The following is a 23,870-nucleotide window of genomic DNA, read 5'->3' on the forward strand; positions in this document are numbered from 1 at the left end:
CTCAATGTGACATTTATGTTACTATTAGGGTTACCCCTTCTATTCACGCTCATACTGTGCTTTCACCATCTCGTATAACTCATCAAGCTTAGCTTTAAGTTCCATATTCTCTTGTTCTAAATTTTCAATCTTAGAGTTTAGAGCTTTTATGGATTGCACATATAGCGCATCATAAGTACCATAAGCCGTTTGATAAAACCCTTGGTTATCCATACTCACATTTTCAGGAAACACCTCTTTCAATTCCTGAGCTACAAATCCATATTGTTGCCCTTCCGGTCTGTTATTTCCTGTTTGGTTATCGTCCCACTCATAAGTGACACCTCGCATTTGCAATAATTTCTGCAATGCGTCCATCTCTCTAAACGTATTGATGTTTTTCTTTAAACGTCTATCACTATTTGCCAACCAATCACCTGCTGTAGTTTTTGAAGCATTTCCGTTGACTTCTAAAATATTGGTTGTTGGGATACGCATTATACCTGTTCTTCCATCTTTAAGTATTGTGAATGCATTATTGTTATTTGGAATTGAAGGAGTAGCATTTCCATTAGCAACTACAAACAATCTGTCATCTTCATCGCTAATTGTAATACTTGCAGGAGTATAAACCTCTTCATTAAATCCAAAAACCGTTTCGGAAAATGAATAGGCTCTTACATCGTTGCCTATGGCAACACTACAATCACCAGAAGCAATTGTTGATAAACCAATAGCTACACTATTATTTCCTGATGATTGAGAACCATTTCCGATAGCAACACTTGAGGATGCAGAAGCTGTGCCACCTTGCAATGCTATTGCAAAAGTTCCCGTTGTCGCACTATTGATACCTGCCAGGCTCTGGCTGCCTGCTGCGTTGCTGCCAGAAAATGACATTGAACCTGAGCCAGATGCTGTCGCAAACTGACCAAAGGCGAAGCTTCCATCACCTGAGGCTGTATTATTGTAACCAATGGCCGTTCCGTTGGCAGCAGTGACCGAGTTGGATGAACCTAATGCCAAACCATTGGTTGCTGATGACGATACCGTACTTGAGCTTCCTATAGCAATGCCCTCTTGAGATTCTGATGATGAACTTGGTCCTATTGAAATACTGGACTCTTCAGTAGCATTACCGCCTTGCAATGCTATTGCAAAAGTTCCCGTTGTCGCACTGTTGATACCTGCCAGACTCTGGCTGCCTGCTGCGTTGCTGCCAGAAAATGACACCGAACCTGAGCCAGATGCTGTTGTAAACTGACCAAAGGCAAAGCTTCCATCACCTGAGGCTGTATTATTGTAACCAATGGCCGTTCCGTTGGCAGCAGTGACCGAGTTGGATGAACCTAATGCCAAACCATTGGTTGCCGATGCCGATACCGTACTTAAGCTCCCTATAACAATGCCCTCTTGAGCTTCTGATAATGAACTTGGTCCTATTGAAATACTGGACTCTTCAGTAGCATTACCGCCTTGCAATGCTATTGCAAAAGTTCCCGTTGTCGCACTGTTGATACCTGCCAGACTCTGGCTGCCTGCTGCGTTGCTGCCAGAAAATGACACCGAACCTGAGCCAGATGCTGTTGTAAACTGACCAAAGGCGAAGCTTCCATCACCTGAGGCTGTATTATTGTAACCAATGGCCGTTCCGTTGGCAGCAGTGACCGAGTTGGATGAACCTAATGCCAAACCATTGGTTGCCGATGCCGATACCGTACTTAAGCTCCCTATAGCAATGCCCTCTTGAGCTTCTGATAATGAACTTGGTCCTATTGAAATACTGGACTCTTCAGTAGCATTACCGCCTTGCAATGCTATTGCAAAAGTTCCCGTTGTCGCACTGTTGATACCTGCCAGACTCTGGCTGCCTGCTGCGTTGCTGCCAGAAAATGACACCGAACCTGAGCCAGATGCTGTCGCAAACTGACCAAAGGCAAAGCTTCCATCACCTGAGGCTGTATTATTGTAACCAATGGCCGTTCCGTTGGCAGCAGTGACCGAGTTGGATGAACCTAATGCCAAACCATTGGTTGCCGATGCCGATACCGTACTTAAGCTCCCTATAGCAATGCCCTCTTGAGCTTCTGATAATGAACTTGGTCCTATTGAAATACTGGACTCTTCAGTAGCATTACCGCCTTGCAATGCTATTGCAAAAGTTCCCGTTGTCGCACTGTTGATACCTGCCAGACTCTGGCTGCCTGCTGCGTTGCTGCCAGAAAATGACACCGAACCTGAGCCAGATGCTGTCGCAAACTGACCAAAGGCAAAGCTTCCATCACCTGAGGCTGTATTATTGTAACCAATGGCCGTTCCGTTGGCAGCAGTGACCGAGTTGGATGAACCTAATGCCAAACCATTGGTTGCCGATGCTGATACCGTGCTTGAGCTTCCTATAGCAATGCCCTCTTGAGCTTCTGATAATGAACTTGGTCCTATTGAAATACTGGACTCTTCAGTAGCATTACCGCCTTGCAATGCTATTGCAAAAGTTCCCGTTGTCGCACTGTTGATACCTGCCAGACTCTGGCTGCCTGCTGCGTTGCTGCCAGAAAATGACACCGAACCTGAGCCAGATGCTGTCGCAAACTGCCCAAAGGCAAAGCTTCCATCACCTGAGGCTGTATTTCCTGAACCTAGAGCTGTAGAATTATTTCCTACATTAATATCATCCCATTCACTTCCTAAAGCTTGCCCTGCTCTAAAGGCACCTTTACTCTTATCAAAAAAGAATCGTGAGCCTGAACCTGATAATACATTACTTCCAAATACGAAATCATCGCTACCAATATTGGTAGTATTTTGAACAATTCCTCCGATACTTTGAAACTCACCAGAAGCCCCGAAGGTCAATTGATTCCAACTAGAACCATCATAAAACCAAAAACCAGAAGATAAATTGGTTTGATATATCATAAGTCCTTCGGCTGGTGATGCTATGGCAAGCCTATCTGACTCTGTCATTCTTGGAATCAATATGCCTGAAGTAGTACTTTCTATTTCTAAAATTGAGGAAGGGTCTGGATCTGTTGTACCAATACCCACTTGGCAGAATGATAAATTAATGCAAAAACAAATGAAAAGAAATTTTAGGGTTTTCATGATGAGCGGTTTTGTAGTTTACCACTACATCGTAGAGAAATAAAAATGTCATCATCTCTGAATGAAAAAGGAAATATAGTCTTACCATTTAATCGTATAAATATAAGCTCTAACGATTATACTAAAAGATTAATCTATAAAAGATTACTTTACGCTCAATCAACCAACCAATCATGAAAATTATTATTACGTTACTTGCTTTTGTATTTTTTAATCTAAGTTCATCGCAAGTCACTCTAGAAGATGATGGCTTACATTTTGCAGTGGGTACAGCCATATCTAGCGGAACATATGCCCTAGTGTATTCTAAAACAAAAAGTAAAAGTAAGGCCTTTTGGTATAGTTTCGGACTTTCTTCTCTAGCTGGGTTTTCTAAAGAATTCTATGACGGTAATATTATTAGTGGCAAGTTTGATACCAGCGAGTTTGTGGCTACAATGTTAGGTGGTCTTACTGCCAGTTATACCTTCAATATTTTTACTGGTAAACAAAAGAAAAAAAAGCTAAAGGAAGAATTAGCGCTGCTTAATCTATAAGTTTCGCAACAATATCTTTTACAGGAAGGATTTCCTTAGTATGCTCAATACTTGGTCCTGCAACCCACACTGTTTTATAAGTCGCTTTTTTAGCGGCTTTTTCTGTGGCTTTCATTCCGATGGAAAAACGAATCATCTTCACCCATTTTTTTAGTTTTCGATTTTTGTTCAGTAGATTTTCAATCCAAGTGGCTTTAGTGCCAATTTTCTGAACATAAGGCGTGTTGATAACCGTACATGGAGTACCAGAAATACGTTCGGTCATTATAATATCATCAGCACCATAATCTACACAAGCTTGTTTATATTCGTCTGTGACACCAGCTTCAATTGAAGCAATAAATGGACTTCCAACAGAAACGCCTGCTGCTCCGTAACTCAACATTTTATCAATATCTTCTTTGCAACCTACTCCACCAGCTGAAATTATGGGAATGGATAATTCCTTGTTTAATAAACTCGTTAAATCTTCTGGAGATAAATTTCCTCTATGACCACCTGCTTCATTATTAACAGCAATAGCTGCATCAGCTCCAAGGCTTTCCACTTTTTTGGCGAACTTTAAATCCGTCACATCGCAGAATACCTTAATACCAACGGCATGTGCTTGTCTGATGGTTTCCTCTGGGCTTCCCAAAGAGGTAATAATAAAATCACAGCCTTCTTCACAAATGACTTCTAATTGCCCTTTATATTTAATATTGGATTTATTCACAATTAAGTTGAAACCAAAAGAACCTCCTTCAACCTTATTTGCTTTCAGTTCTTTTATGGCATCTCTTAACTCTTCAAGTGTTCTGTAATTCAACGCAGGAATACAACCTGCAATACCAGCTTTCATCGCTTCAGTAACCATAGCCACGTTAGACACCAAGAACATTGGTGCTTGTATGATTGGGTATTTTATGTTTAGGAGTTGGGTTAGTTGAGTACTCATGCCTGAAATTGATTTGAGCAAATATACTAATAATTGCTATGCATGCATAGTACTTTTTACTCTAAAAATCTATAGTACCCACATTTTAGATAGGCTCCTTCAGGAAATGAAATCGGATGATCAACATCGTGCTGGGTTTTTAGAACGGTTTCGAAAAGTCTGGATTGTTCATTTAACACTCTATTATTTAAATCAAAAAAAGATTGAGCCAGAACTCTTGAAGAACAAGATGCCAATACCAGCAATCCTTTCTTTGCTGTGAGCTTCTCTCCTAGTGATGCCAACTGTGCGTACTTTTTCTTTGCCAGTTCCACGTCAGACTTTTGTTTGGCGAAACTTGGTGGGTCGATTACAACGACATCATAACGTTTGCCTCTCTTAATCAATTTTTTCATTTCGGTAAAAGCATCACCTGCAATGGTTTTATGAAGTCCTGAATAGTCGTTCAAGCTTCCATTTTCTATAGCGATTTCTAGTGCTTGCTTGCTTATGTCCAAGCTTGTGACTTCAGTTGCTCCATTAGCTAATGCATGTACAGAAAATCCACCTGCATAAGAAAATACATCCAAAACTGTTTTGTGCGAGCTTAACTCTGCTACTCTTTTTCTATTATGCCTGTGGTCTAAAAAGTAGCCTGTTTTATGGCCCTTTATCACGTTGGCAGTAAATTTAACTCCATGTTCTATAAACTCTACAACCTCATTTTCTAAATCACCATAGATTACCTTACCATCTTCAAGATTATGATTTTTACTGTTTTGAAGATTCCTGCTCAAACGCATCACTATGGTTTTTGTCATAGAAACTTGTTGCAAACTTTTTACTATAGGTTCTAAATAAGGAAGCCATATTTCGGAATATAATTTTACAACTAAAACCGAATCATAAACATCTGCTATTAAACCAGGAAAACCATCATTCTCACCAAATAACAGTCTATAACTATTGGTATTAGTTTGCAGTAGCTCTAACCTTTTGTCATAAGCCAGTTCTATTTTTTGGTGAAAGAAATCTGTATTAATTTCCGCCTTGGTTTCTGCATTGTGAATCATCTTAATACGGATTGGTGATTTATCGTCGTATAATCCAAAGCCTATAACCTTATTTTTGTTTTTGCTGAATACGATTGCTAAATCTCCTGTCTTTGCATCATCATTAATCTTTACAATGCTATTTGAAAAGACCCAAGGATGACCTTTTACTACAGATTGTTCACCTTTAGAGCTCAGTTTTACAGCCAGATTTTTTGGTCTAACATTATCCTTAAATGATATATGGAAAGGCACGAATATTCTAAATTAGAGAAACTTCTATTTTACAAAATGAAGGTAAAATTAACCTTAAATACATCAATAAAATGTCTTTTAATAGATAAAAACTTACTGTTAGCCTTATAAATGCTATTTATTAACAATTGTTAATATCTTTGACATGCAACCAAATCTATGAACAAACTTTAATGGTAATCACTTAAGAGGGTTCTATAATAACTTACTATATGAAAAATATTTTAATTTATGGTGCATCTGGCCACGCTAAGATGATTGTGGATATTATACAGAAGAATAATACTCACAATTTCTTGGGCTTTATAGATTCTTATAAGCCTATTAATGATGATGTATATGGATTTAAGGTTTTAGGTAATTTAGAATTACTGCCAAGCCTCATCAAAAAGTTTGATATTGACGGAATTGTTATTGGTATTGGCAATAATGATACACGGTTACTTGCATATAAGAACATTATTGACGTTGCGCCTAACCTCGAGTTTATTCCTATAGTACATCCCAGCGCTATACTTGCAAATGATATTATAATACCTGAGGGTACCGTAGTTATGCCTGGAGCTATAGTAAACGCTAATGCTAAAGTTGGGAAGTTTTGTCTTTTAAATACAAAATCGTCTCTAGGACATGATTCTATAATGTCTGATTTTTCGAGCTTAGCATCTGGTGCCACAATAGGCGGCAATGTAAAAATAGGGTTTTGTTCTACGATATGCCTAAGCGCATCAGTTGCACAAAATACAACCATAGGTGATTATACTACCATAGGAGGAGGAGCATTAGTTCTAAAGCCTATAGGTGATCATAAGTTAGCATTTGGTGTGCCTATAAATACGATAAAGGACAAAAAAGCGAGTTCTAAAATTCTGGTTAAAAAAGTGCCTTATGCTTCTTAACTCGGTAAGAAATAAGTTTTTTTGGACACTTGATGGCCTTAAAGGAGGGCTTATAAAAAACCAACTCAATGAAGTTAAACTTGGCGTTAAGCATCCTAATTCTGATAAGGCTAAAGACTTAAAGAATCAACATACCAACAACATTATTAAGCATGCGGTTGAAACGACTCCGTACTATGGTAATTTTAATGATGCTAAAACCATTTCAGATTTTCCCGTAATAAGAAAAACGACCATTCAGGATAACTTTGAACAGTTTCAGTCCTATAAATTTAAGGATGCAGATAATTTTAAAGTCTCTACGAGTGGCTCTACTGGAGTTCCTTTTTTCTTATATCAAAACAAAGGTAAACGCAACAGAAATCATGCTGATATCATTTACTTCTTTAATGCTGCCAGTTTTGAAATTGGCAATAGATTATATGAACTTGAAGTTTGGCGAGGACACAATGAAAAGGGTAAATTAAAAGCTTGGCTGCAGAATGCCGTTCAGTTTGATATCTCTAGATTGACCGATGAAAGAATTGAAGCTTTTTTAAGTCTTATAAAAAAAGATAGGCAGTCTAAGAAAACCATGTTAGGCTTTGCGTCTTCTTATGAAATGATCGCCCAATACTTAGAAAGAAACAATATCTTTTTAAAAGATACAGGCATAATAGCTGCTATTGCAAACTCAGAATATTTAAATCCTTATACAAAAGAAACTTTGGGTAAGCATTTAGACACACAAGTACTTTCAAGATATTCTAGCGAAGAAGTGGGTATGATTGCCCAGCAAACGCTGCAATCACCCAACAACTTTGTAATTAATCATGCTAGTTACCATGTAGAAATTTTGAATCTCGATAATGACAAGCCTGTTAAACCAGGTGAATTTGGAAGAATTGTAGTTACTGATTTGTTTAACTATGCAATGCCAATAATTAGATATGATACTGGTGATATTGCAAAACTTGCTTTAAATGAAGATGGCGTAGAGGTATTAGAACAAATTGAGGGTCGTAAGATGGATGTCATTCACGATTCTAAAGGCAATATTGTGTCTTCGTTTGTGGTTTATACTAAGTTTTACAACTACTACCATTTACTAAAGCAGTATCAGTTTATACAGCAAGGGGAAAAAGAATATGAAGTAAAACTAAATCTACAAGGCGATAATTTTGAATTTGAAGATGAATTAATTACCAGTATAAAATCTGACTTTGGTCACGATGCCAATGTTGTCATTACGTATGTTGATGAAATTCCACCGTTATCTTCCGGAAAAAGAAGAAAAGTAATCAACAATTATAAAAAAGCTTAAGAATTTTGTAAGGCTAAAGCTAAAATTTCATCTGTAAAATCACCAAGCAACGGTCCATCTGCTATTTGTAAATCAATACCTAGTTTGTAAGTATTGTACTCTATTAGGTATGGTAAATCGTCTTTGTTTATTCCTATATCCCAGGCAATAATCCTAAAATATGGAACCACATGATGCATGGACTTTACCATTTCTTGCACTTTAGCATAATTGGGTATTTTACAGTCTGCTATACTAATACCTGTTGAAGTTTCAGTTACAACTTCACCTTTAGGATTATAACCTTTTCCTTTTAAAGTTCCATCATGTAATATGCCACAAAAAAGACCTCCTGTTGAGAAATTATCTGTAGAGCTTCCTAACTTTCCAACTCGCAAAACTGAAGATAATATATGTACTCCTTCATTATTTAAGTAAGACACAATTCTAAGGGTGTTTAGGCTCGAAGGGTTGAGAGATTTCAACACGGCACTTTGTTCTAAACATTCTTGAATCACAAAATCTTTACCATACAATCTGAACAGTTTTTCGATACTGTAATCTTTATAAGTGGTCTTGGAATTAAGGACACTAAATGTATTAACCATTTTTCCACGTCCAGAATCTATAGTTGGCTTAATTATTAATTTGCCTTCAATAGATCCACAAGCGTTAATGGCGTCTTGCAAACCCACAATTTCGTCGTTTATATAATAGAAGCCATTAACATTCTGAACAATACGCTTAGGTTGGTTAAACTCCCTAAATAAGTTGTAGGTTAAGTTTTTGTCCAATAATGCTGGCCATTGCCTGCTTTGGTTCAACCTTGGATTAATCTTAGGGTTAAAAATATCATAAGGGACATAATTTTTATGAAACTCACCATTTATACCTTTATAATACCTGTGCCAATAGGTGTTTTTCAACTTATAACCTCTTGCTTTGTAATAAGATTTGGCTTCTTTTATTTCTTTAGCACTTAGTTTTGGCAAATTTCTTTTTGCCATTAAAGATTTCATATACCGTCTAGCACTAATCTCTAATTGCAACTGCGTCAATCGTTGCTGAATAGTAGGTATTCGCTTGATATATGAATTTTTAAAACGTTGATATAAAGACATAAATGTGCTCTTTTTATTAATCTATTTTAGTGCCTTTGCTAAGATTTCATCCGTAAACTTACCAAATAGCGGTCCTGTTACTATTTGAACTTCTAAACCCTGATTATAGGTATTATACTCAACTAAAACAGGCTCATCATTTTTATTAATGGCGATATCCCAAGAGACAAGTTTAAAATATGGAATTCTTACGTGCAGGGATTTTACCATGTCCACGACTTGATTATAATTAGGTACAGTGTATCCGATAAGCTTTACTCCAGAATATGTTTTGTCTAAAGCTAAGCCCTTTTTAGAATAACCTTTGGTTTTAATTCTTCCATAATCATCTACACCACACAATATGCCACCAGAGGAGTAATTATCCGTGCGACTATTTAAACCTCCTACTCTAGCAGTAGTAGAAAGTATATTTACTCCATTACCGTTTAGATATGTTATTACCCGTAAGGTATTTAAACTTGAAGGGTTGAGTTTACGCATTATTTCACTTTGCTCTAAAAACTCTTGTACAATAAAATCCTTTTTATATAGTTTTAAAAGGTCCTCAATACTTAGATTTTTATGTGAGGTTTTATGTCCTGTAACCTCAAAAGCTACAACCTTTTTACCACCACCTGAATCTATACTTGGTTTGATGATAAACTGCTTTCCGTTTTTACTTATTTCATTTATGGCTTCAACTAAATTAGCAAGTTTATCATTTATATAATAAAAGCCATTAATATTCTGAACCACCCGTTTTGGTAGTTCAAAACCTTTAAATATTCGATATATTATATTCTTATCCAACAGAGCTGGCCACTGTATCTTTTCATTAAGCTTTGGTGAAATTTTAGTTTTAAATAAGCCTAATGGAATATAATCTTTATGAAATTCTCCATTCATGGATTTGTAGAACGCATGCCAATCCGTATGACTTAACTTAAAACCTCTTGACTTAAAAAATGATTTTGCTTCTTTAATCTCATTTGCATTCAAGTTAGAAACCTCAATATTGCGCATTAAAGCTTTAACTTTATTGCGAGAGTTCATTTCATGATTGAAATCGAGAACGCGTTTTCTTAAACTACTGAAATACTTTGACGTTATTTTTTTAAAGAAATGGTACATATCATGAAGTTAATATTTCTTTAATGTATAGTTGAATGTCCAACTTTTGAATAATATAACACTAAGATATAGGGCTACGGTTTTAGCCTTTAATTTGTATTGTATTCTTAAAGCAGATTTATTAAAATATTCAGTAATAGCATGGTGGTAAATTACTCCTTGCTTTTCAAACAATCCATAACGCTCGTATTTCATATAGGGTGAAATATTCTTTCCTCTATACTTGTCAAATGTATATAAACTATGAATATAGATATCTTTCTCGGTTAAATGGAAATAGCGTTTTCTAAAATAAAAGGGTTTGTTTTTAATCATAGAATAGGCAACAATTTCATTATTGTGCTTTATGCCCATACATATATCACCATTTTTTAGATCTTCAAGAAAATCTTTTTGATCTAAGCCGCTAATTGAAGCTTTTATCAATTTTAAATCTGACTCATCAAAAACCGTAACCTTTGAATTTATTTTTTCACCTCTTATTTTTTGTGGAACGGCAGTATCTTTAGTTGAAATGAAATAATAATATGGCATTATATCTATACCAATCTTGGCAAGATTATTACGCAGACCTTGCATAAACAAACCATGTTTGGAAAGTTTATATACCCACTTTATCCTATTGATAAAACCTTTTTTATTATTTTCCATTAATAATACTTTGTTGGGTTAAGTTAAAAAAAATGAAATCTTGTACTATCTAATTAGTTTTTAGACCTAAACGAAATATCTCATCTGTAAATTCACCAAAAAACGGTCCAGTAAACATCTGCAAATCTATATTCTGATAAAAGGTATTATATTCAATTAATATAGGTAGGTCGTCTTTATCGATTCCGATGTCCCAAGAAATGATTTTAAACATGGGCACCAATGGATGCATAGCTTTGACCATTTCCTTAACTTTATCATAATTTGGAATTTGAAAACCTTCTAACGGCACGCCTGAAGGTGCTTTACTTAAATCTGACTTTCCGCCCTTTTGTCTATGAATAAATCCTTTACCATATAAACACCCCTCTTTATCAACAGCAAAAGCCATACCGCCAATAGATATATTGTCCGTGTCACTTCCTGGCTTACCAATTCGTAAGTAAGCAGCTAGTACATTCACTTTCCCCTTAATATCTAAATAAGAGACTACCCTAAGTGAGTTAAGTGTTGATGCATTTAACGCACTAAGTTTATCACTCTGATCAACTACTTTCTGTACAATAAAATCTTTATCATACAGCTTATACAAATCAATAATACTTTTATTATCAATTGAAGTTTTATAATTTGATACTTTAAATTTCTTGACCATTTTTCCTTGGCCAGAATCCACAGTGGGTTTAATTATAAATTCAGAGTCAATATTATTACATGCTTCGATGGCAGTGGTTTCGTTTACTATAGTTTCATCTACGTAATAAAAACCATTAATATTGCTCACTACTGTTTTAGGTTGGTTAAACTCCTTAAATATATTAGACATTAAATTTTTATCTACAAATGCCGGCCAATACAACCTTCTGTTGAGGTTAGGTTCCATTATTGGTCTGAAGATATCTAAAGGAAGATAGTCCTTATGAAATTCACCACTTGCAAATTTATAAAACCTATGCCAATAGGTGTTTTTTAATTTATAACCTTTAGATTTATAGAAAGATTTAGCTTCCTCAATTTCGTGAGGTTCTAATTTTGGAATGTTACTATTTCTAATAACTTCCTTTATCATTTTACGAGCATTCATAGTAGCATTAAAAACTACCAATCTCCTTTGATATCGTATAACCTGATCAGTAAAAATCTTTTTAAGTGAATGATAAGCAACCATTTCTAATAACTTTTTAATGTAAAATTAATTGTCTTCTTCTTAAAGATTACTAAACTCAAGTAGAGTTTCATTGGCTCTGAATTCAATTTTTTCTTAAACCTAATCGTAGATTTATTAAAATATTCACTAACACTATAAAAGTTTGTTATGCCTTTTTTTTCTAAATGCTTGTAACTATGATAGCGTAAATATGGTGCGAGGTTCTTGCCTCTATAGGCTTCAAAAGTGTACATGCTATGTAAATAGCTTTCCGTAGGTCGCAAATCAAAAGAACGTTTTCTAAAAGTAAATGGTTTACACTTTATAAACATATAAGCCGCAATTTCCTCTCTGTTCTTTAGTCCGATACAAATTTCACCGTTTTTAAGGTCAGCTAGTAAATCTTTCTGCTCAATACCTATTATGGTATTCTTTATGTAATTAATTTCAGCTTCTCCAAAAGTGGTTATTTCAAAATCTTTATCTTCTCCCCTAATTTCTGGAGGTGTAACAGGGCTAGTAGCTTCCCTAACCCAATAATATGGCATAAAATCCAATCCAATCTTGGCTAAATTGTTACGCACACCATGCCAAAATAATCCATGTTTTATGATATTGGACATCCATTTAACTCTATAGGATAAGCCTTTTTTGTCTCCTTCCATAAATTAATGGTTATTTATAAATACGACCATAGCGACCATTGCCAGGCTCCATATCCATTTGAGCTCTAAACTCTGACGGAGTCATAATTTCTCTGTTATTGGCTTTGGCTATTGTATGTATCCGCTCTATTAGCGAAGTATTGGTAGCTAACCGTGTGCGTTCTGCATCAAACCAAATATTGTCCTCTAAACCAACTCTTACTCCTTTGCCAATAGCAACAGCCAAAGAATTCATCATCAATTGTCCATTACCAATACCAGCAACACTAACCAAAGCATCTTCAGGAATATCATTAAGCATTACACCTGTATGTAATAAATTGGTTTGTGCGCAGGCAATATTTCCAAAAAGTAGATTATAATATAATGGAGGCCTTATGTAATCTTTCTTCACCAAGTACTTTCCAAAGTTAATCATACCTACATCAAATACTTCCAATTCTGGTACAATTCCCTTAGCTTTCATTGTTTTTGCCAAGTCTTCAATCATACTTGGAGCGTTCATGCTCGCTACCCTATTAAAATTTAAAGAACTTAGGGTTAAACTGCCCATATCTGGTTTTAAGTCACCCTCTAAAGATAATACGTCTGCTCTCTTATCCAAAGTATTAAAATTACGACCACTAAGCGATGTACAAATCACTAAGTCTGGCGCGTATTTTCTTATACCCTCTATCAATTGAGCGTAAACTTCTTTTTTGTAAGTAGGTACACCAGTCTTTTCATCCCTGGCATGTATGTGAGTCATAGTTATGCCTAGCTCGTACGCACGGTGAACATCTTCTACAATTTCATTGACTGTAACAGGTACATGAGGTGTCATGTCCTTAGTGGGTATCATTCCGGTAGGAGTGAAGTTTATGATTAGCTTATTCATTCGATTTGGGTTAAATGATGACGAAAGCTAGCTTATTTCTTAAATAAAACACAAATAATCCGATTAAATGAGAGTCTATGACTATAAATTGAACATTTTTTAAGTTTGTAGCAACAAAAAAACGCAATCAAATTAATGATTGCGTTTTTATATTCTAGATTCTGAAATAAATTCAGAAATCAAAGATTCGACCTAGTCAATGAAAAATCTAACTTACTTCACTTCCTCAAAGTCTACATCTTCTACATCACTACTATCGTTAGCATCTTGAGCTTGTCCTTTTGCACCTGCTCCCGCATCCGTTGGTCCACCTTCTGGTGCACCTTGTGCTTCGGCCTGTGCTTTGTACATCTCTTCGCTAGCAACTTTCCATGCTTCATTGATTTTCTCTAAAGCTGGATCTATTACCGCGATATCTTTAGTTTCATAAGCTTTCTTCAATTCCTCTAAAGCTTCTTCAATTGGCTTCTTCTTATCATCAGATAATTTATCACCAAATTCTTCTAATTGCTTTTCAGTTTGAAAGATCATTGCATCAGCCTGATTCAACTTATCTGCAGTTTCCTTAGCTTTTGCATCTGCTTCTGCATTAGCTTCAGCCTCTTGCTTCATTTTAGCGATTTCCTCTTCTGTTAATCCAGATGACGCTTCAATACGGATATCTTGCTTCTTACCAGTGGCTTTATCTTCCGCAGACACTTTAATGATACCGTTGGCATCAATATCAAACGTTACTTCAATCTGAGGTGTTCCTCGTCTTGCTGGTGGAATTCCATCCAAGTGGAAACGACCAATCGTTTTGTTATCTGCTGCCATAGGACGCTCACCTTGTAATACGTGAATCTCTACCGATGGCTGATTGTCTGCTGCTGTTGAGAATACTTGCGATTTCTTTGTAGGAATCGTTGTATTGGCATCAATCAACTTGGTCATTACATTACCCATGGTTTCAATACCTAGTGATAATGGAGTAACATCTAATAAAAGAACGTCTTTTACGTCACCGGTTAATACACCACCTTGAATACCAGCACCCAATGCTACAACTTCGTCAGGGTTTACACCTTTACTTGGTGCTTTTCCGAAGAATTTCTCTACAGCTTCCTGTACTGCAGGAATACGTGTAGAACCACCTACCAAGATTACTTCGTCAATATCAGACTTAGATAATCCTGCTGCTTTCAATGCCGTTTCACATGGCTCAATAGTACGTTTGATTAAATCATCGATTAACTGCTCAAATTTAGAACGTGTCAATGTACGTACCAAGTGCTTAGGTCCACTAGCGGTAGCGGTTACATAAGGTAAGTTGATTTCTGTCTGTGCAGAAGATGATAATTCAATCTTCGCTTTTTCAGCTGCTTCTTTAAGACGTTGTAAAGCCATAGGATCTTTACGTAAGTCCATATTTTCATCATTCATGAACTCATCAGCTAACCAATCGATGATTCTTTCATCAATATCGTCACCACCTAAATGTGTGTCACCATCTGTTGATAATACTTCAAACACTCCGTCTCCTAATTCAAGAATGGAAACATCGTGTGTACCACCACCAAAATCGAATACAACGATTTTTTGGTCTTTAGATTTTTTATCCAATCCGTAAGCTAAGGCCGCAGCAGTAGGCTCATTGATAATACGCTCTACTTTTAATCCTGCAATCTCACCAGCTTCTTTTGTTGCTTGACGCTGTGAGTCATTAAAGTATGCTGGCACAGTAATAACTGCTTTACTTACATCAGCTCCTAAATAATCCTCAGCAGTTTTCTTCATCTTTTGAAGAATCATAGCTGACAATTCTTGTGGTGTGTATAAACGACCATCAATATCCACACGTGGAGTATCGTTGTCACCTTTTACCACTTTATACGGCACACGTTCTGCTTCTTTTTTAGATTCAGAATATTTGTTACCCATAAAACGCTTAATAGAATAAACCGTTTTTGTTGGGTTTGTTACTGCTTGTCTTTTTGCTGGATCACCAACTTTAATTTCACCACCTTCTACAAAGGCAATAACCGAAGGTGTTGTTCTCTTACCTTCAGCGTTTGGGATTACAACTGGCTCGTTACCTTCCATTACAGAAACGCAAGAGTTGGTTGTACCTAAATCAATTCCAATAATCTTACTCATAATTAATATCTATATTTTGTTGTGTTTTTAATTTTTAACTCGACTAGTATAAGTCAAGTTCTATGCCATGACAAAAAATGTGACATGATGTCAGATTTCTTTTTGAGAAAGTATTTCTTATTGAGCATCACTTTGGAATAACCTTTGATGCTATAAAGAAAAACTTTAGATATCATGAAACGTATTTTAACCTTTATTTCAGTATTTGCTTTATTATTAACCGCTTGCGAAGGCCCTCAAGGTCCTCCGGGTTTTGATGGATTTGATGGCCAGGACGGCCAAGATGGTGTTGGTGTTCCTCCAGCTTTTGAAATTGTTCTAGATTTCACTCCTGAAGATAACTATGAACTTATAGAACCTTATGGTTTTGAGGTTGGACCTACAGCTGTTGCCCTAGTTTATATTTCATGGGAAGTAGACAATGGTCAGGACATATGGCGACCATTACCTCAAACGGAATATTTTGAAGATGGAACTCTAGTCTATAATTTTGATTTTACACAAAATGATGTCCGATTCTTTTTAGACGGAACCATAGACTTTTCGACATTAGACCCTTCTTACACAGATGCGCAAGTATTCAGAGTTGTTTTGGTACCTGCTGAAAATGTTGGCCGTGTAGATTTATCTGATTTAAATGCTGTAATGAGCGCATACGGAATCGAAGAATTTATAAAACGTTAACTTAACCTACATATAAATTAGCTAGCAGCTTTGATTAAAAATCAAGGCTGTTTTTTTTATAAAAAATCCAGATAAACATAATGTATATTTGCAATAGAAATTTAGAACACAAATGGAATGTATCTCTGTTTTTGACATGCTTAAGATTGGTATTGGACCATCGAGCTCACATACCTTAGGGCCTTGGCGTGCTGCTGAGCGCTGGATACAAGAACTTAAAGATAAAAACCGCTTTGATAAGGTTGAAAACATAACTGTAGATCTTTATGGTTCATTATCCCTAACAGGAAAAGGACATGCCACGGATTATGCTGTAATGTTGGGTCTTAGTGGATCCGATCCTGAGCGCGTTCCGGTTGAGGATATTGACAAAACTGTGGCTAATATAAAAACTACAAATACCTTAAATTTTAATGGTGAAAAAGCACTTCCTTTTAACCCAAAGGAACAGATAAAATTCAATCGTAAGTTTTTACCGTTTCATGCCAATGGACTTACTTTTACTGCTCTTATAAATGGTCGAAATTATAAATCTACTTACTATTCCATTGGTGGAGGCTTTGTAGTACAGGAAGAGCGTAAAATTTCTAAGGCCAATAAAATTATTTTCTACTGTACATTTCCTTATCCTGTTGAAAAAGGAGATGAACTTCTAAAATATTGCCATCAGTTAAATTTACCAATTTCTGGAGTTGTATTGGAAAATGAAAAATCCATACGAGATGAAGGCAACATCGATTTCGAATTACAACGTATATGGACGACAATGCTAGAGTCTATGTACACAGGCTGTCACACAGAAGGTAACCTACCAGGCGGACTTAATGTAAGGAGACGTGCTTACGATATGCACAAAAATTTAATAGGTGATTATACATATGAAAACCCTGAAGCATGGTTGCAAACCATTAGAAAAACTGAAGTTAAATTCAGACAAATATTAAAATGGGTGAGTTGTTTTGCCTTAGCTGTAAATGAAGTTAACGCTTCCCTTGGTCGTGTGGTTACTGCACCTACAAATGGTAGTGCTGGAGTAATTCCTGCAGTTTTGATGTATTATATGGTTATTGAAAATCATGAAGCAGACTTTGAGCACATTAAAAAGTTCTTATTAGTGGCCAGCGAAATTGGAAGTATCTTTAAAAAAGGTGCGACTATATCTGCAGCAATGGGAGGTTGCCAAGCAGAAATTGGAGTGTCCTCAGCCATGGCAGCAGGTGCGCTATGCGAATTGATGGGTGGAACACCAGAACAGGTTTTAGTTGCTGCCGAAATTGCGATGGAACATCACCTAGGTTTAACCTGCGACCCAATTGGTGGATTGGTACAGATTCCATGTATAGAACGTAATTCTATGGGAGCCATTAAAGCTATTAATGCTGCTGAATTGGCATTAGATACAGATCCGAAAAATGTAAAAGTTCCATTAGATAAAGTCGTCAACACCATGTGGGAAACTGCAAAAGATATGAATACCAAGTATAAAGAAACCTCGGAAGGTGGTTTGGCTGTTGGTGTTCATATGTCGGATTGTTAAAAGCCCATCCTAGCCTTCCCAGAGGGAAGGAACTCTTACTCAAACGTAAATTGGAATTTGTTTTTTAGTTTTTGGAATTTGTAATACACCCTTCTCTCCTTCTTGTATCGACCAAATAAATAATTTTCCACTCATCATTTACCTTTATAAGCTGAAAGGAATTCACTCCGCAGTGGCTAAAATTGCCATTATACCAAAATTCGTAAGGTGTCCAAGCATTTGCCATATTTCCATCTACTTGAATATTGAAATCCAACAATTTTTCCTCAAACGTCCTGTCCTTAGGCATACTAGCGATATTCTCAAGAAACTGGCTGTAGTCACTTTCTTGTAAAACTGTCTTGCCTTCTTTGTCCTCCGAAATGGATTGCATTTTTATATCGCCTTTTGCCATAGCCTTAAGCTTTGTGGTATCTTGTTTATGGAAAGCTTCGAAAAATTCAACGATTGTTGCTTTTACATTTTCCTTTTCAGTTTTTTGTGCGTTTACAATCAATGTGAAGCAGAACGCTGAAAGCAGTAACAGTTTTTTCATCTTATAAAATTTTAATCAAAATACGACTGATGCCGTATTTCTATCGTAGAATAAACAAAAGTTTAACAAATCTCTTTATTTTTACATCACTAATTTAATCATTATGTCTGTAGCCAAGAAAGAATACAAAAGAATCACCGTAAAAACCCTTGTGGATATGAAGTCCAAAGGCGAAAAAATATCCATGCTTACCGCTTACGATTACACCATGGCAAAAATTGTTGATGGCGCAGGTGTTGATGTAATTTTGGTAGGCGATTCTGCAAGTAATGTTATGGCTGGGCATGAAACCACTTTACCTATTACATTAGACCAAATGATTTATCACGCATCATCTGTTGTACGTGCTATTGATAGAGCATTAGTCGTTGTTGATTTACCTTTCGGAACCTATCAAAGTGACCCAAAGGAAGCCTTACGTTCTGCCATACGTATTATGAAGGAATCTGGTGGACATGCCGTAAAGCTTGAAGGTGGTAAAGAAATAAAGGATTCAATTAAGCGTATTTTAAATGCTGGAATTCCGGTTATGGGACATTTAGGACTCACACCACAATCTATTTATAAATTTGGAACCTATACTGTTAGAGCAAAAGAAGAACAAGAAGCTTTACAACTTAAGGAAGATGCTATAATGTTAGAAAAAGCGGGTTGTTTTGGCATTGTCTTAGAAAAAATCCCAGCAGATTTGGCCAGGCAAGTCGCAGAAAGCGTTTCTATACCAATTATAGGTATTGGCGCTGGCGATGGCGTGGATGGACAAGTACTGGTGCTTCATGATATGATTGGGATGACGCATGAGTTTAATCCTCGTTTCTTACGTCGCTATATGAACCTTTATGATGACATGACCAACGCTATTTCTCAATATGTAGAAGATGTGAAGTCTGAGGATTTTCCTAATGATAAGGAGCAGTACTAAAAGCCCCTTTTAATTTCCCCAGAGGAGAAAAAACCATTTGTGTAAATTAGTGTAAAAAAATCCGTGCTAATCCGTGAAATTCGTGTCTAATTTCTAATGTCAAACAAAATCCTTTCAAATAAAAGTAATCTTCAAGTCCTCTACGAAGACAATCATATCATCGTTGTCAATAAACGTGCTGGTGATATTGTGCAAGGTGATAAAACTGGCGACAAACCTTTAAGTGATGTTGTAAAGGATTACATAAAAGATAAATACGACAAACCTGGGAATGTATATTTAGGTGTTGTGCATCGTTTAGATAGGCCTACCACAGGTATTGTGCTGTTTTCTAAAACCAGTAAGGCCTTACCAAGACTAAATAAATTATTCGCAGAAAAAAAAGCCAATAAAACGTATTGGGCCTTGGTAAAAAATCCACCTCCGAATACAGAAGACCAATTAATCCACTGGCTAAAAAAGAATCCGAAAAAAAATAAATCAACAGCATATAGCAAAGAGGTTGATGGCAGTAAAAAAGCTATTCTTCATTATAAAATCATTAAAGCATTAGATAATTTTTATTTGCTGGAAGTTGATTTAGAAACCGGAAGACACCATCAAATCCGTTGTCAGCTTTCTAAAATTGGCTGCCCTATAAAGGGAGATTTAAAATATGGCTTTGATCGTAGTAATAAAGATGCGAGCATTAGTCTTCATGCAAGACGACTGGAGTTTGTTCATCCTGTAAAGAAAGAAAATATAATCATAACCGCACCTCTGCCAAAGGATACTTTATGGCAAGCTTGTGAAAGTTAGAGTGTTCGGTATGGGTATTTTAAATTGAGTTTCGTACCGTTTTCAGGTTGTGTGTTTAATTGAAAATCTGCATTTATCAACTCTGCACGTTTTTTCATATTGGTCATTCCAGACCCTTGCTCTGCAGTAGCTAATTCGAAACCATTACCATCATCTTCTACCTTAATGTTCAAAAATTCTTTATGATATTCGATTTCAACATTCAGATGTTCTGCTTCAGCATATTTTAAAGTGTTTGAAGTAAACTCTTGTAAAATCCTAAAGAGAATGATTTCGTCTTTATGGTTTTCAAATTCTACATTATCTCCATTAATAGTGAGATTTGCTTGTATTAAACCTGACTTATTTAGGCGTTCAATTTCATTCTTTACTGTGGCATCAAACCCTAAATTGAAAATGACATCACTATTTAAGGATTTTGATAAAGCTCTTACTTCGTCTAACGATTCTTTTAAGTATTGAGAAGCATTAGCAACTTTAGATTTAACCTCTTCTCCAACCACTTTTACTGCAGATTTCATTTGCATAGTGGCCAGCACAAGCATTTGCCCAACGTTATCATGCAATTCTCTGCCTACGTGCTTTAGAGTTTCTTCTTGAATCTCTTGTTGGGTTTTAGCCAATTCTTCTTCAAACTCTTTTTGTTGTTTTATTTTATCAAGCAATAATTGATTTTTACGTTTTTGAAACATGATAAAAAACAGAACAAAGACAACAATTATAATCAGGAAAAAGAAAATCACATAAGAAATTAAGGCAATCTCCTCGTTGCTGATGGTTTTTTGTATTGAATTGTATAAAGAAATCCAAATGTAAAGCATACGTATAAAAAAATGTTAGCAATTAGAAGATACAAACTTCTAAATTCAATGAAACTTTGATTGATCTCATAGAAATATGCATCAAAGATAAATAATGGAGTAACACATAAAAACCATAATAAAAGCCCTGAACTTATATAAAAATATGGTGATTTATAAAAGAACAATATCTTTTCGCTATTCAACAATTGCTTATAATATAGCATCACAAAAACGAAAACGACAAATGTACTTAAAAGAAAATCATAGGGTATTGATTTTATAAAAAACCCGCCAGAAAAAACAAAATACAATACCGAAAATATTACATATAAAATTATAATTAGCTTGATAATACTTTTATCTATTTTACTCTTTATCAGCTTGTTATAAAACACCCCAAACAAAAGAATTGTTGCTAGGTTAAATAGATTATAAAGCCATGAATTGTAGCAAAAAACACTATTTTTTATCCAAATAAATATCTCATTATCAAAATTATACTGAAGTATGTAACCGTACATACCAATTGTCTCAACAATGACCATTATCCAGAGATACCATACAAATGGTTTTATTTTATAATCTCTAGTTTTAATGTAATAGATTGATCCAGCAACGGCTGCAATTAACTCTAATATATGGAAAAGGAATACGTTAAAATTCATTCCATCTTAGTCAGTTTTTTACTGTGGATAATTAGCTCCTGGTGGCATTCCATTCCCTCCATGATTTAACCCTGAACCACCTGGTATATCTCCACTCTCTTGAAACATAGGAAAGACGCTACCTTGAGACTTATTCATATAACCAGTTGGTATAAAGAACATCGTTGTTAATCCTGTTTCTTTGCCAGAATTTGGATGTGCTCCTAAATAAACACGGATCCCATCCATGGTATAACCTAATTCACCAGCTTGGTTTTCTGCATAATTAATGTAGTTCTGAATATCCTCAAGTTTCCACCAAGAAGAACGATTATCACCTCCGTCAGCAGAATTCTTATAAAGAGAATCATTAATAATGCGATGTTTAATGTTGTACGCTTGATCTAAAGTCTTTGCCTCTTTGGGCGTAATCAACCCTTTTGGTTCTGTGATTGGAGATTCGTTCTCCATTTCGATAGACCCACAACAATAATAATACATCGCCAAGGCACCCAGTAATACACCAAGAATAAGTAATCCTAATTTTTTCATAATAAGTCTTCAAATTAATTAATAGTTGAGCCTAAATTATTGAAATTAGTTAACAAAAAAAATTATTATTAATTGTTTTCTTACAACTTCAGCCTTTTAGTCTAAGATTTATGATGTTTCCAGTAGTTTTTTGACTCAACACATTAATGGATTTTTCTGTTAATTGAAGTACTCTAGGATAACCTCCAGTGGTCTGGCAATCTCGCATCAAAACTATTAAATTGCCCTTTGGTGTAAGCTGAACTGTTCCCGGCAAAACTGGTGAGGTTAGGATAGACTCAAGATTATTTTTCAAAAGTGGCTCTAATTGATAGGCCATGCGGTTATTGTATTTTGAAACTTTAAGTTCAGAATTAATAAGCTGCGTTTTTAGCTCGGTTGATAATTTATTGAACTCTGGTCCTTTATACACTTCGAGAATATCACTTAACACTACAGAATCATCAAATTTTACTGATGCCTTGGATGCATTGTAACTACTGTCGTAGCTCACATATTCTAAAGTATCACCTTTACTGATGGTGTTGGATTCTGTAATGGGACTGTACTGGCTTTGGCTTTCTAAAACTTCATTGGTTTTAAATCCGTCTTTTATGGCTAAATAGGTTCTAAATCCCGTTTTAGTCTTTCCAAAACTTATAATGTCATTTTTTTCCACGCCTATGACTTCGTTTTGTTTTACCAAACTATTATTCAACTTTGTATTCATTACTGCTCCTGAAATGACTATAGTAGTTGGTTTTGTAAACTGAAATTCGCCACCAATCATGGTCATTTCAATTAAGGCTGAATCCATATCATTCCCTAAAAGCAGGTTGGCGAACTGAGCGGAATATGCATCCATAAAACCAGAAACTGGCACTCCATAATTTCTAAAGCCAAAACGCCCTAAATCTTGAATCGTAGAATAAAATCCAGGTTTTAAAACTTTAAGCATTTTGTTTTATGGGCTTTAATTGATATGCTGATTTAGACATACGGTTTTCAATATCTAAGTATTCACTCTCCTCAATAGGCCTGAATTTTACTTTATCACCTGCTTTTACAAAACAAGGTGGATTTTGAGAAGGCACAAATAATTCTATCGGAGTTCTACCTATGATGTGCCACCCTCCAGGACTGTTTTGCGGATAGATTCCGGTTTGCTGCCCCCCTATGGCAACCGAACCTTTTTTAATATTGAGATTGGGTGTTGACTTTCTATCTAAATAGAGCTTAGGATGGAGTCCTCCCAAGTATAAAAATCCAGGTAAAAAACCTATGAAATATACTGTGTAAATTTCGTTAGAATGAAGTTCAATTATTTCGCTTTTGGATAGCTTTTTTTGATTCGAAAAATCTTCTAAATCTTGACCGAAATCGGTATTATAACAAACAGGTATTTCCCAAATAGAAGCATTAGTGGACTCAACCTCATTTTGTTCATTATATATAGTTTTTAGACTCGAAATTTCATCATTGATATTATCAATAGTAAAATTATAATTTATTAATATTGAGTTATATGTGTTAATTATCTCAACTTTTTGTTTAATTATATATTTTTTGATGTTATTTTTAAAATTCAAGATGTCTTTTAGAATTTTTTCATCAATTATCGCTGGCCATTCTATTAAAATAGCACGTTCTCCATAGCGAGAAAATTTCAAATTATAAGACAT

General features: G+C 35.6%; 22 protein-coding genes. 7 read left to right on the forward strand and 15 right to left on the reverse strand.

What is annotated here, in order from left to right; all coding sequences use genetic code 11:
• Nucleotides 1-39: 39 nt before the first annotated feature.
• Nucleotides 40-3,084: a tail fiber domain-containing protein gene (locus SIB89_RS02760; protein ID WP_412561068.1), complete on the reverse strand. Its 3,045-nt coding sequence runs from the start codon at nucleotides 3,082-3,084 to the stop codon at nucleotides 40-42.
• A gap of 173 nt (nucleotides 3,085-3,257) precedes the next feature.
• Between SIB89_RS02760 and SIB89_RS02765 the strand changes: the two genes are divergently transcribed.
• A complete protein-coding gene (locus SIB89_RS02765; RefSeq protein ID WP_412561069.1) occupies nucleotides 3,258-3,620 on the forward strand; it encodes a hypothetical protein in 363 nt (120 codons plus the stop codon).
• Here SIB89_RS02765 and SIB89_RS02770 read toward each other — a convergent pair.
• A complete protein-coding gene (locus SIB89_RS02770) occupies nucleotides 3,610-4,557 on the reverse strand; it encodes an NAD(P)H-dependent flavin oxidoreductase (RefSeq protein WP_273292081.1) in 948 nt (315 codons plus the stop codon). The two genes, SIB89_RS02765 and SIB89_RS02770, sit on opposite strands and share 11 nt — an antisense overlap.
• A 56-nt stretch (nucleotides 4,558-4,613) precedes the next feature.
• Entirely contained in the window at nucleotides 4,614-5,843 is a 1,230-nt protein-coding gene (locus SIB89_RS02775; RefSeq protein WP_273292079.1) for a class I SAM-dependent rRNA methyltransferase, read from the reverse strand.
• Between the two features lie 212 nt (nucleotides 5,844-6,055).
• Between SIB89_RS02775 and SIB89_RS02780 the strand changes: the two genes are divergently transcribed.
• Both SIB89_RS02780 and SIB89_RS02785 read left to right on the forward strand, forming a co-directional pair.
• Entirely contained in the window at nucleotides 6,056-6,742 is a 687-nt protein-coding gene (locus SIB89_RS02780; protein WP_273292077.1) for a NeuD/PglB/VioB family sugar acetyltransferase, read from the forward strand.
• A complete protein-coding gene (locus SIB89_RS02785; protein WP_412561070.1) occupies nucleotides 6,732-8,045 on the forward strand; it encodes a CoF synthetase in 1,314 nt (437 codons plus the stop codon). Before SIB89_RS02780 ends, SIB89_RS02785 begins: the two co-directional genes overlap by 11 nt.
• Here SIB89_RS02785 and SIB89_RS02790 read toward each other — a convergent pair.
• The 7 genes from SIB89_RS02790 to dnaK all read right to left on the reverse strand — a co-directional run bounded on the left by SIB89_RS02790 (nucleotide 8,042) and on the right by dnaK (nucleotide 15,734).
• Nucleotides 8,042-9,145 carry a sugar-transfer associated ATP-grasp domain-containing protein gene (locus SIB89_RS02790; RefSeq protein ID WP_412561071.1) on the reverse strand — a complete coding sequence of 368 codons (1,104 nt, stop codon included), beginning with the start codon at nucleotides 9,143-9,145 and terminating at the stop codon, nucleotides 8,042-8,044. The two genes, SIB89_RS02785 and SIB89_RS02790, sit on opposite strands and share 4 nt — an antisense overlap.
• A 21-nt stretch (nucleotides 9,146-9,166) precedes the next feature.
• A complete protein-coding gene (locus SIB89_RS02795; RefSeq protein WP_412561072.1) occupies nucleotides 9,167-10,258 on the reverse strand; it encodes a sugar-transfer associated ATP-grasp domain-containing protein in 1,092 nt (363 codons plus the stop codon).
• A gap of 9 nt (nucleotides 10,259-10,267) precedes the next feature.
• A complete protein-coding gene (locus SIB89_RS02800; RefSeq protein ID WP_412561073.1) occupies nucleotides 10,268-10,909 on the reverse strand; it encodes a hypothetical protein in 642 nt (213 codons plus the stop codon).
• Nucleotides 10,910-10,958: 49 nt separating this feature from the next.
• Nucleotides 10,959-11,978, reverse strand: a complete 1,020-nt coding sequence (locus SIB89_RS02805) for a sugar-transfer associated ATP-grasp domain-containing protein (protein ID WP_412561074.1) — start codon at nucleotides 11,976-11,978, stop codon at nucleotides 10,959-10,961.
• A 101-nt stretch (nucleotides 11,979-12,079) separates the two neighbouring features.
• On the reverse strand, nucleotides 12,080-12,721 hold the full coding sequence (locus tag SIB89_RS02810; protein ID WP_412561075.1) for a hypothetical protein: 642 nt from the start codon (nucleotides 12,719-12,721) through the stop codon (nucleotides 12,080-12,082).
• A gap of 10 nt (nucleotides 12,722-12,731) precedes the next feature.
• Entirely contained in the window at nucleotides 12,732-13,598 is an 867-nt protein-coding gene (locus tag SIB89_RS02815; protein WP_412561076.1) for a 3-keto-5-aminohexanoate cleavage protein, read from the reverse strand.
• A gap of 213 nt (nucleotides 13,599-13,811) precedes the next feature.
• Nucleotides 13,812-15,734 carry a molecular chaperone DnaK gene (gene dnaK, locus SIB89_RS02820; protein ID WP_412561077.1) on the reverse strand — a complete coding sequence of 641 codons (1,923 nt, stop codon included), beginning with the start codon at nucleotides 15,732-15,734 and terminating at the stop codon, nucleotides 13,812-13,814.
• A 174-nt stretch (nucleotides 15,735-15,908) separates the two neighbouring features.
• Here dnaK and SIB89_RS02825 point away from each other — a divergent pair, with 174 nt between their 5' ends.
• Both SIB89_RS02825 and SIB89_RS02830 read left to right on the forward strand, forming a co-directional pair.
• Nucleotides 15,909-16,418 carry a collagen-like protein gene (locus tag SIB89_RS02825; protein WP_412561078.1) on the forward strand — a complete coding sequence of 170 codons (510 nt, stop codon included), beginning with the start codon at nucleotides 15,909-15,911 and terminating at the stop codon, nucleotides 16,416-16,418.
• Between the two features lie 112 nt (nucleotides 16,419-16,530).
• Complete coding sequence (locus SIB89_RS02830; RefSeq protein ID WP_412561079.1) at nucleotides 16,531-17,955, forward strand: L-serine ammonia-lyase; 1,425 nt, start codon at nucleotides 16,531-16,533, stop codon at nucleotides 17,953-17,955.
• Between the two features lie 64 nt (nucleotides 17,956-18,019).
• Here the strand turns inward: SIB89_RS02830 and SIB89_RS02835 are convergent, their stop codons facing one another.
• The gene (locus SIB89_RS02835; RefSeq protein ID WP_412561080.1) at nucleotides 18,020-18,490 is read right to left on the reverse strand and encodes a nuclear transport factor 2 family protein; all 471 of its coding nucleotides are present in this window, start codon (nucleotides 18,488-18,490) and stop codon (nucleotides 18,020-18,022) included.
• A 103-nt stretch (nucleotides 18,491-18,593) separates the two neighbouring features.
• On the opposite strand from SIB89_RS02835, the gene panB reads away from it, so the two are divergent.
• Both panB and SIB89_RS02845 read left to right on the forward strand, forming a co-directional pair.
• Nucleotides 18,594-19,412 (forward strand): 3-methyl-2-oxobutanoate hydroxymethyltransferase, encoded by an 819-nt coding sequence (panB, locus tag SIB89_RS02840; RefSeq protein ID WP_155087276.1) that lies wholly within the window; start codon nucleotides 18,594-18,596, stop codon nucleotides 19,410-19,412.
• A gap of 96 nt (nucleotides 19,413-19,508) precedes the next feature.
• Nucleotides 19,509-20,210 (forward strand): RluA family pseudouridine synthase, encoded by a 702-nt coding sequence (locus SIB89_RS02845; protein ID WP_412561081.1) that lies wholly within the window; start codon nucleotides 19,509-19,511, stop codon nucleotides 20,208-20,210.
• Here SIB89_RS02845 and SIB89_RS02850 read toward each other — a convergent pair.
• The 4 genes from SIB89_RS02850 to pxpB form a co-directional block, all read right to left on the reverse strand.
• Nucleotides 20,207-21,031, reverse strand: a complete 825-nt coding sequence (locus tag SIB89_RS02850) for a sensor histidine kinase (protein ID WP_412561082.1) — start codon at nucleotides 21,029-21,031, stop codon at nucleotides 20,207-20,209. The two genes, SIB89_RS02845 and SIB89_RS02850, sit on opposite strands and share 4 nt — an antisense overlap.
• A 665-nt stretch (nucleotides 21,032-21,696) precedes the next feature.
• Entirely contained in the window at nucleotides 21,697-22,209 is a 513-nt protein-coding gene (locus SIB89_RS02855; RefSeq protein ID WP_412561083.1) for a hypothetical protein, read from the reverse strand.
• Nucleotides 22,210-22,297: 88 nt separating this feature from the next.
• Nucleotides 22,298-23,146 (reverse strand): biotin-dependent carboxyltransferase family protein, encoded by an 849-nt coding sequence (locus tag SIB89_RS02860; RefSeq protein ID WP_412561084.1) that lies wholly within the window; start codon nucleotides 23,144-23,146, stop codon nucleotides 22,298-22,300.
• Nucleotides 23,139-23,870: a 5-oxoprolinase subunit PxpB gene (gene pxpB, locus SIB89_RS02865; RefSeq protein WP_412561085.1), complete on the reverse strand. Its 732-nt coding sequence runs from the start codon at nucleotides 23,868-23,870 to the stop codon at nucleotides 23,139-23,141. The genes SIB89_RS02860 and pxpB overlap by 8 nt, the downstream gene beginning before the upstream one ends.

It is taken from the genome of Winogradskyella sp. MIT101101, assembly GCF_047126865.1.
Taxonomy (GTDB): Bacteria; Bacteroidota; Bacteroidia; order Flavobacteriales; family Flavobacteriaceae; genus Winogradskyella; species Winogradskyella ouciana.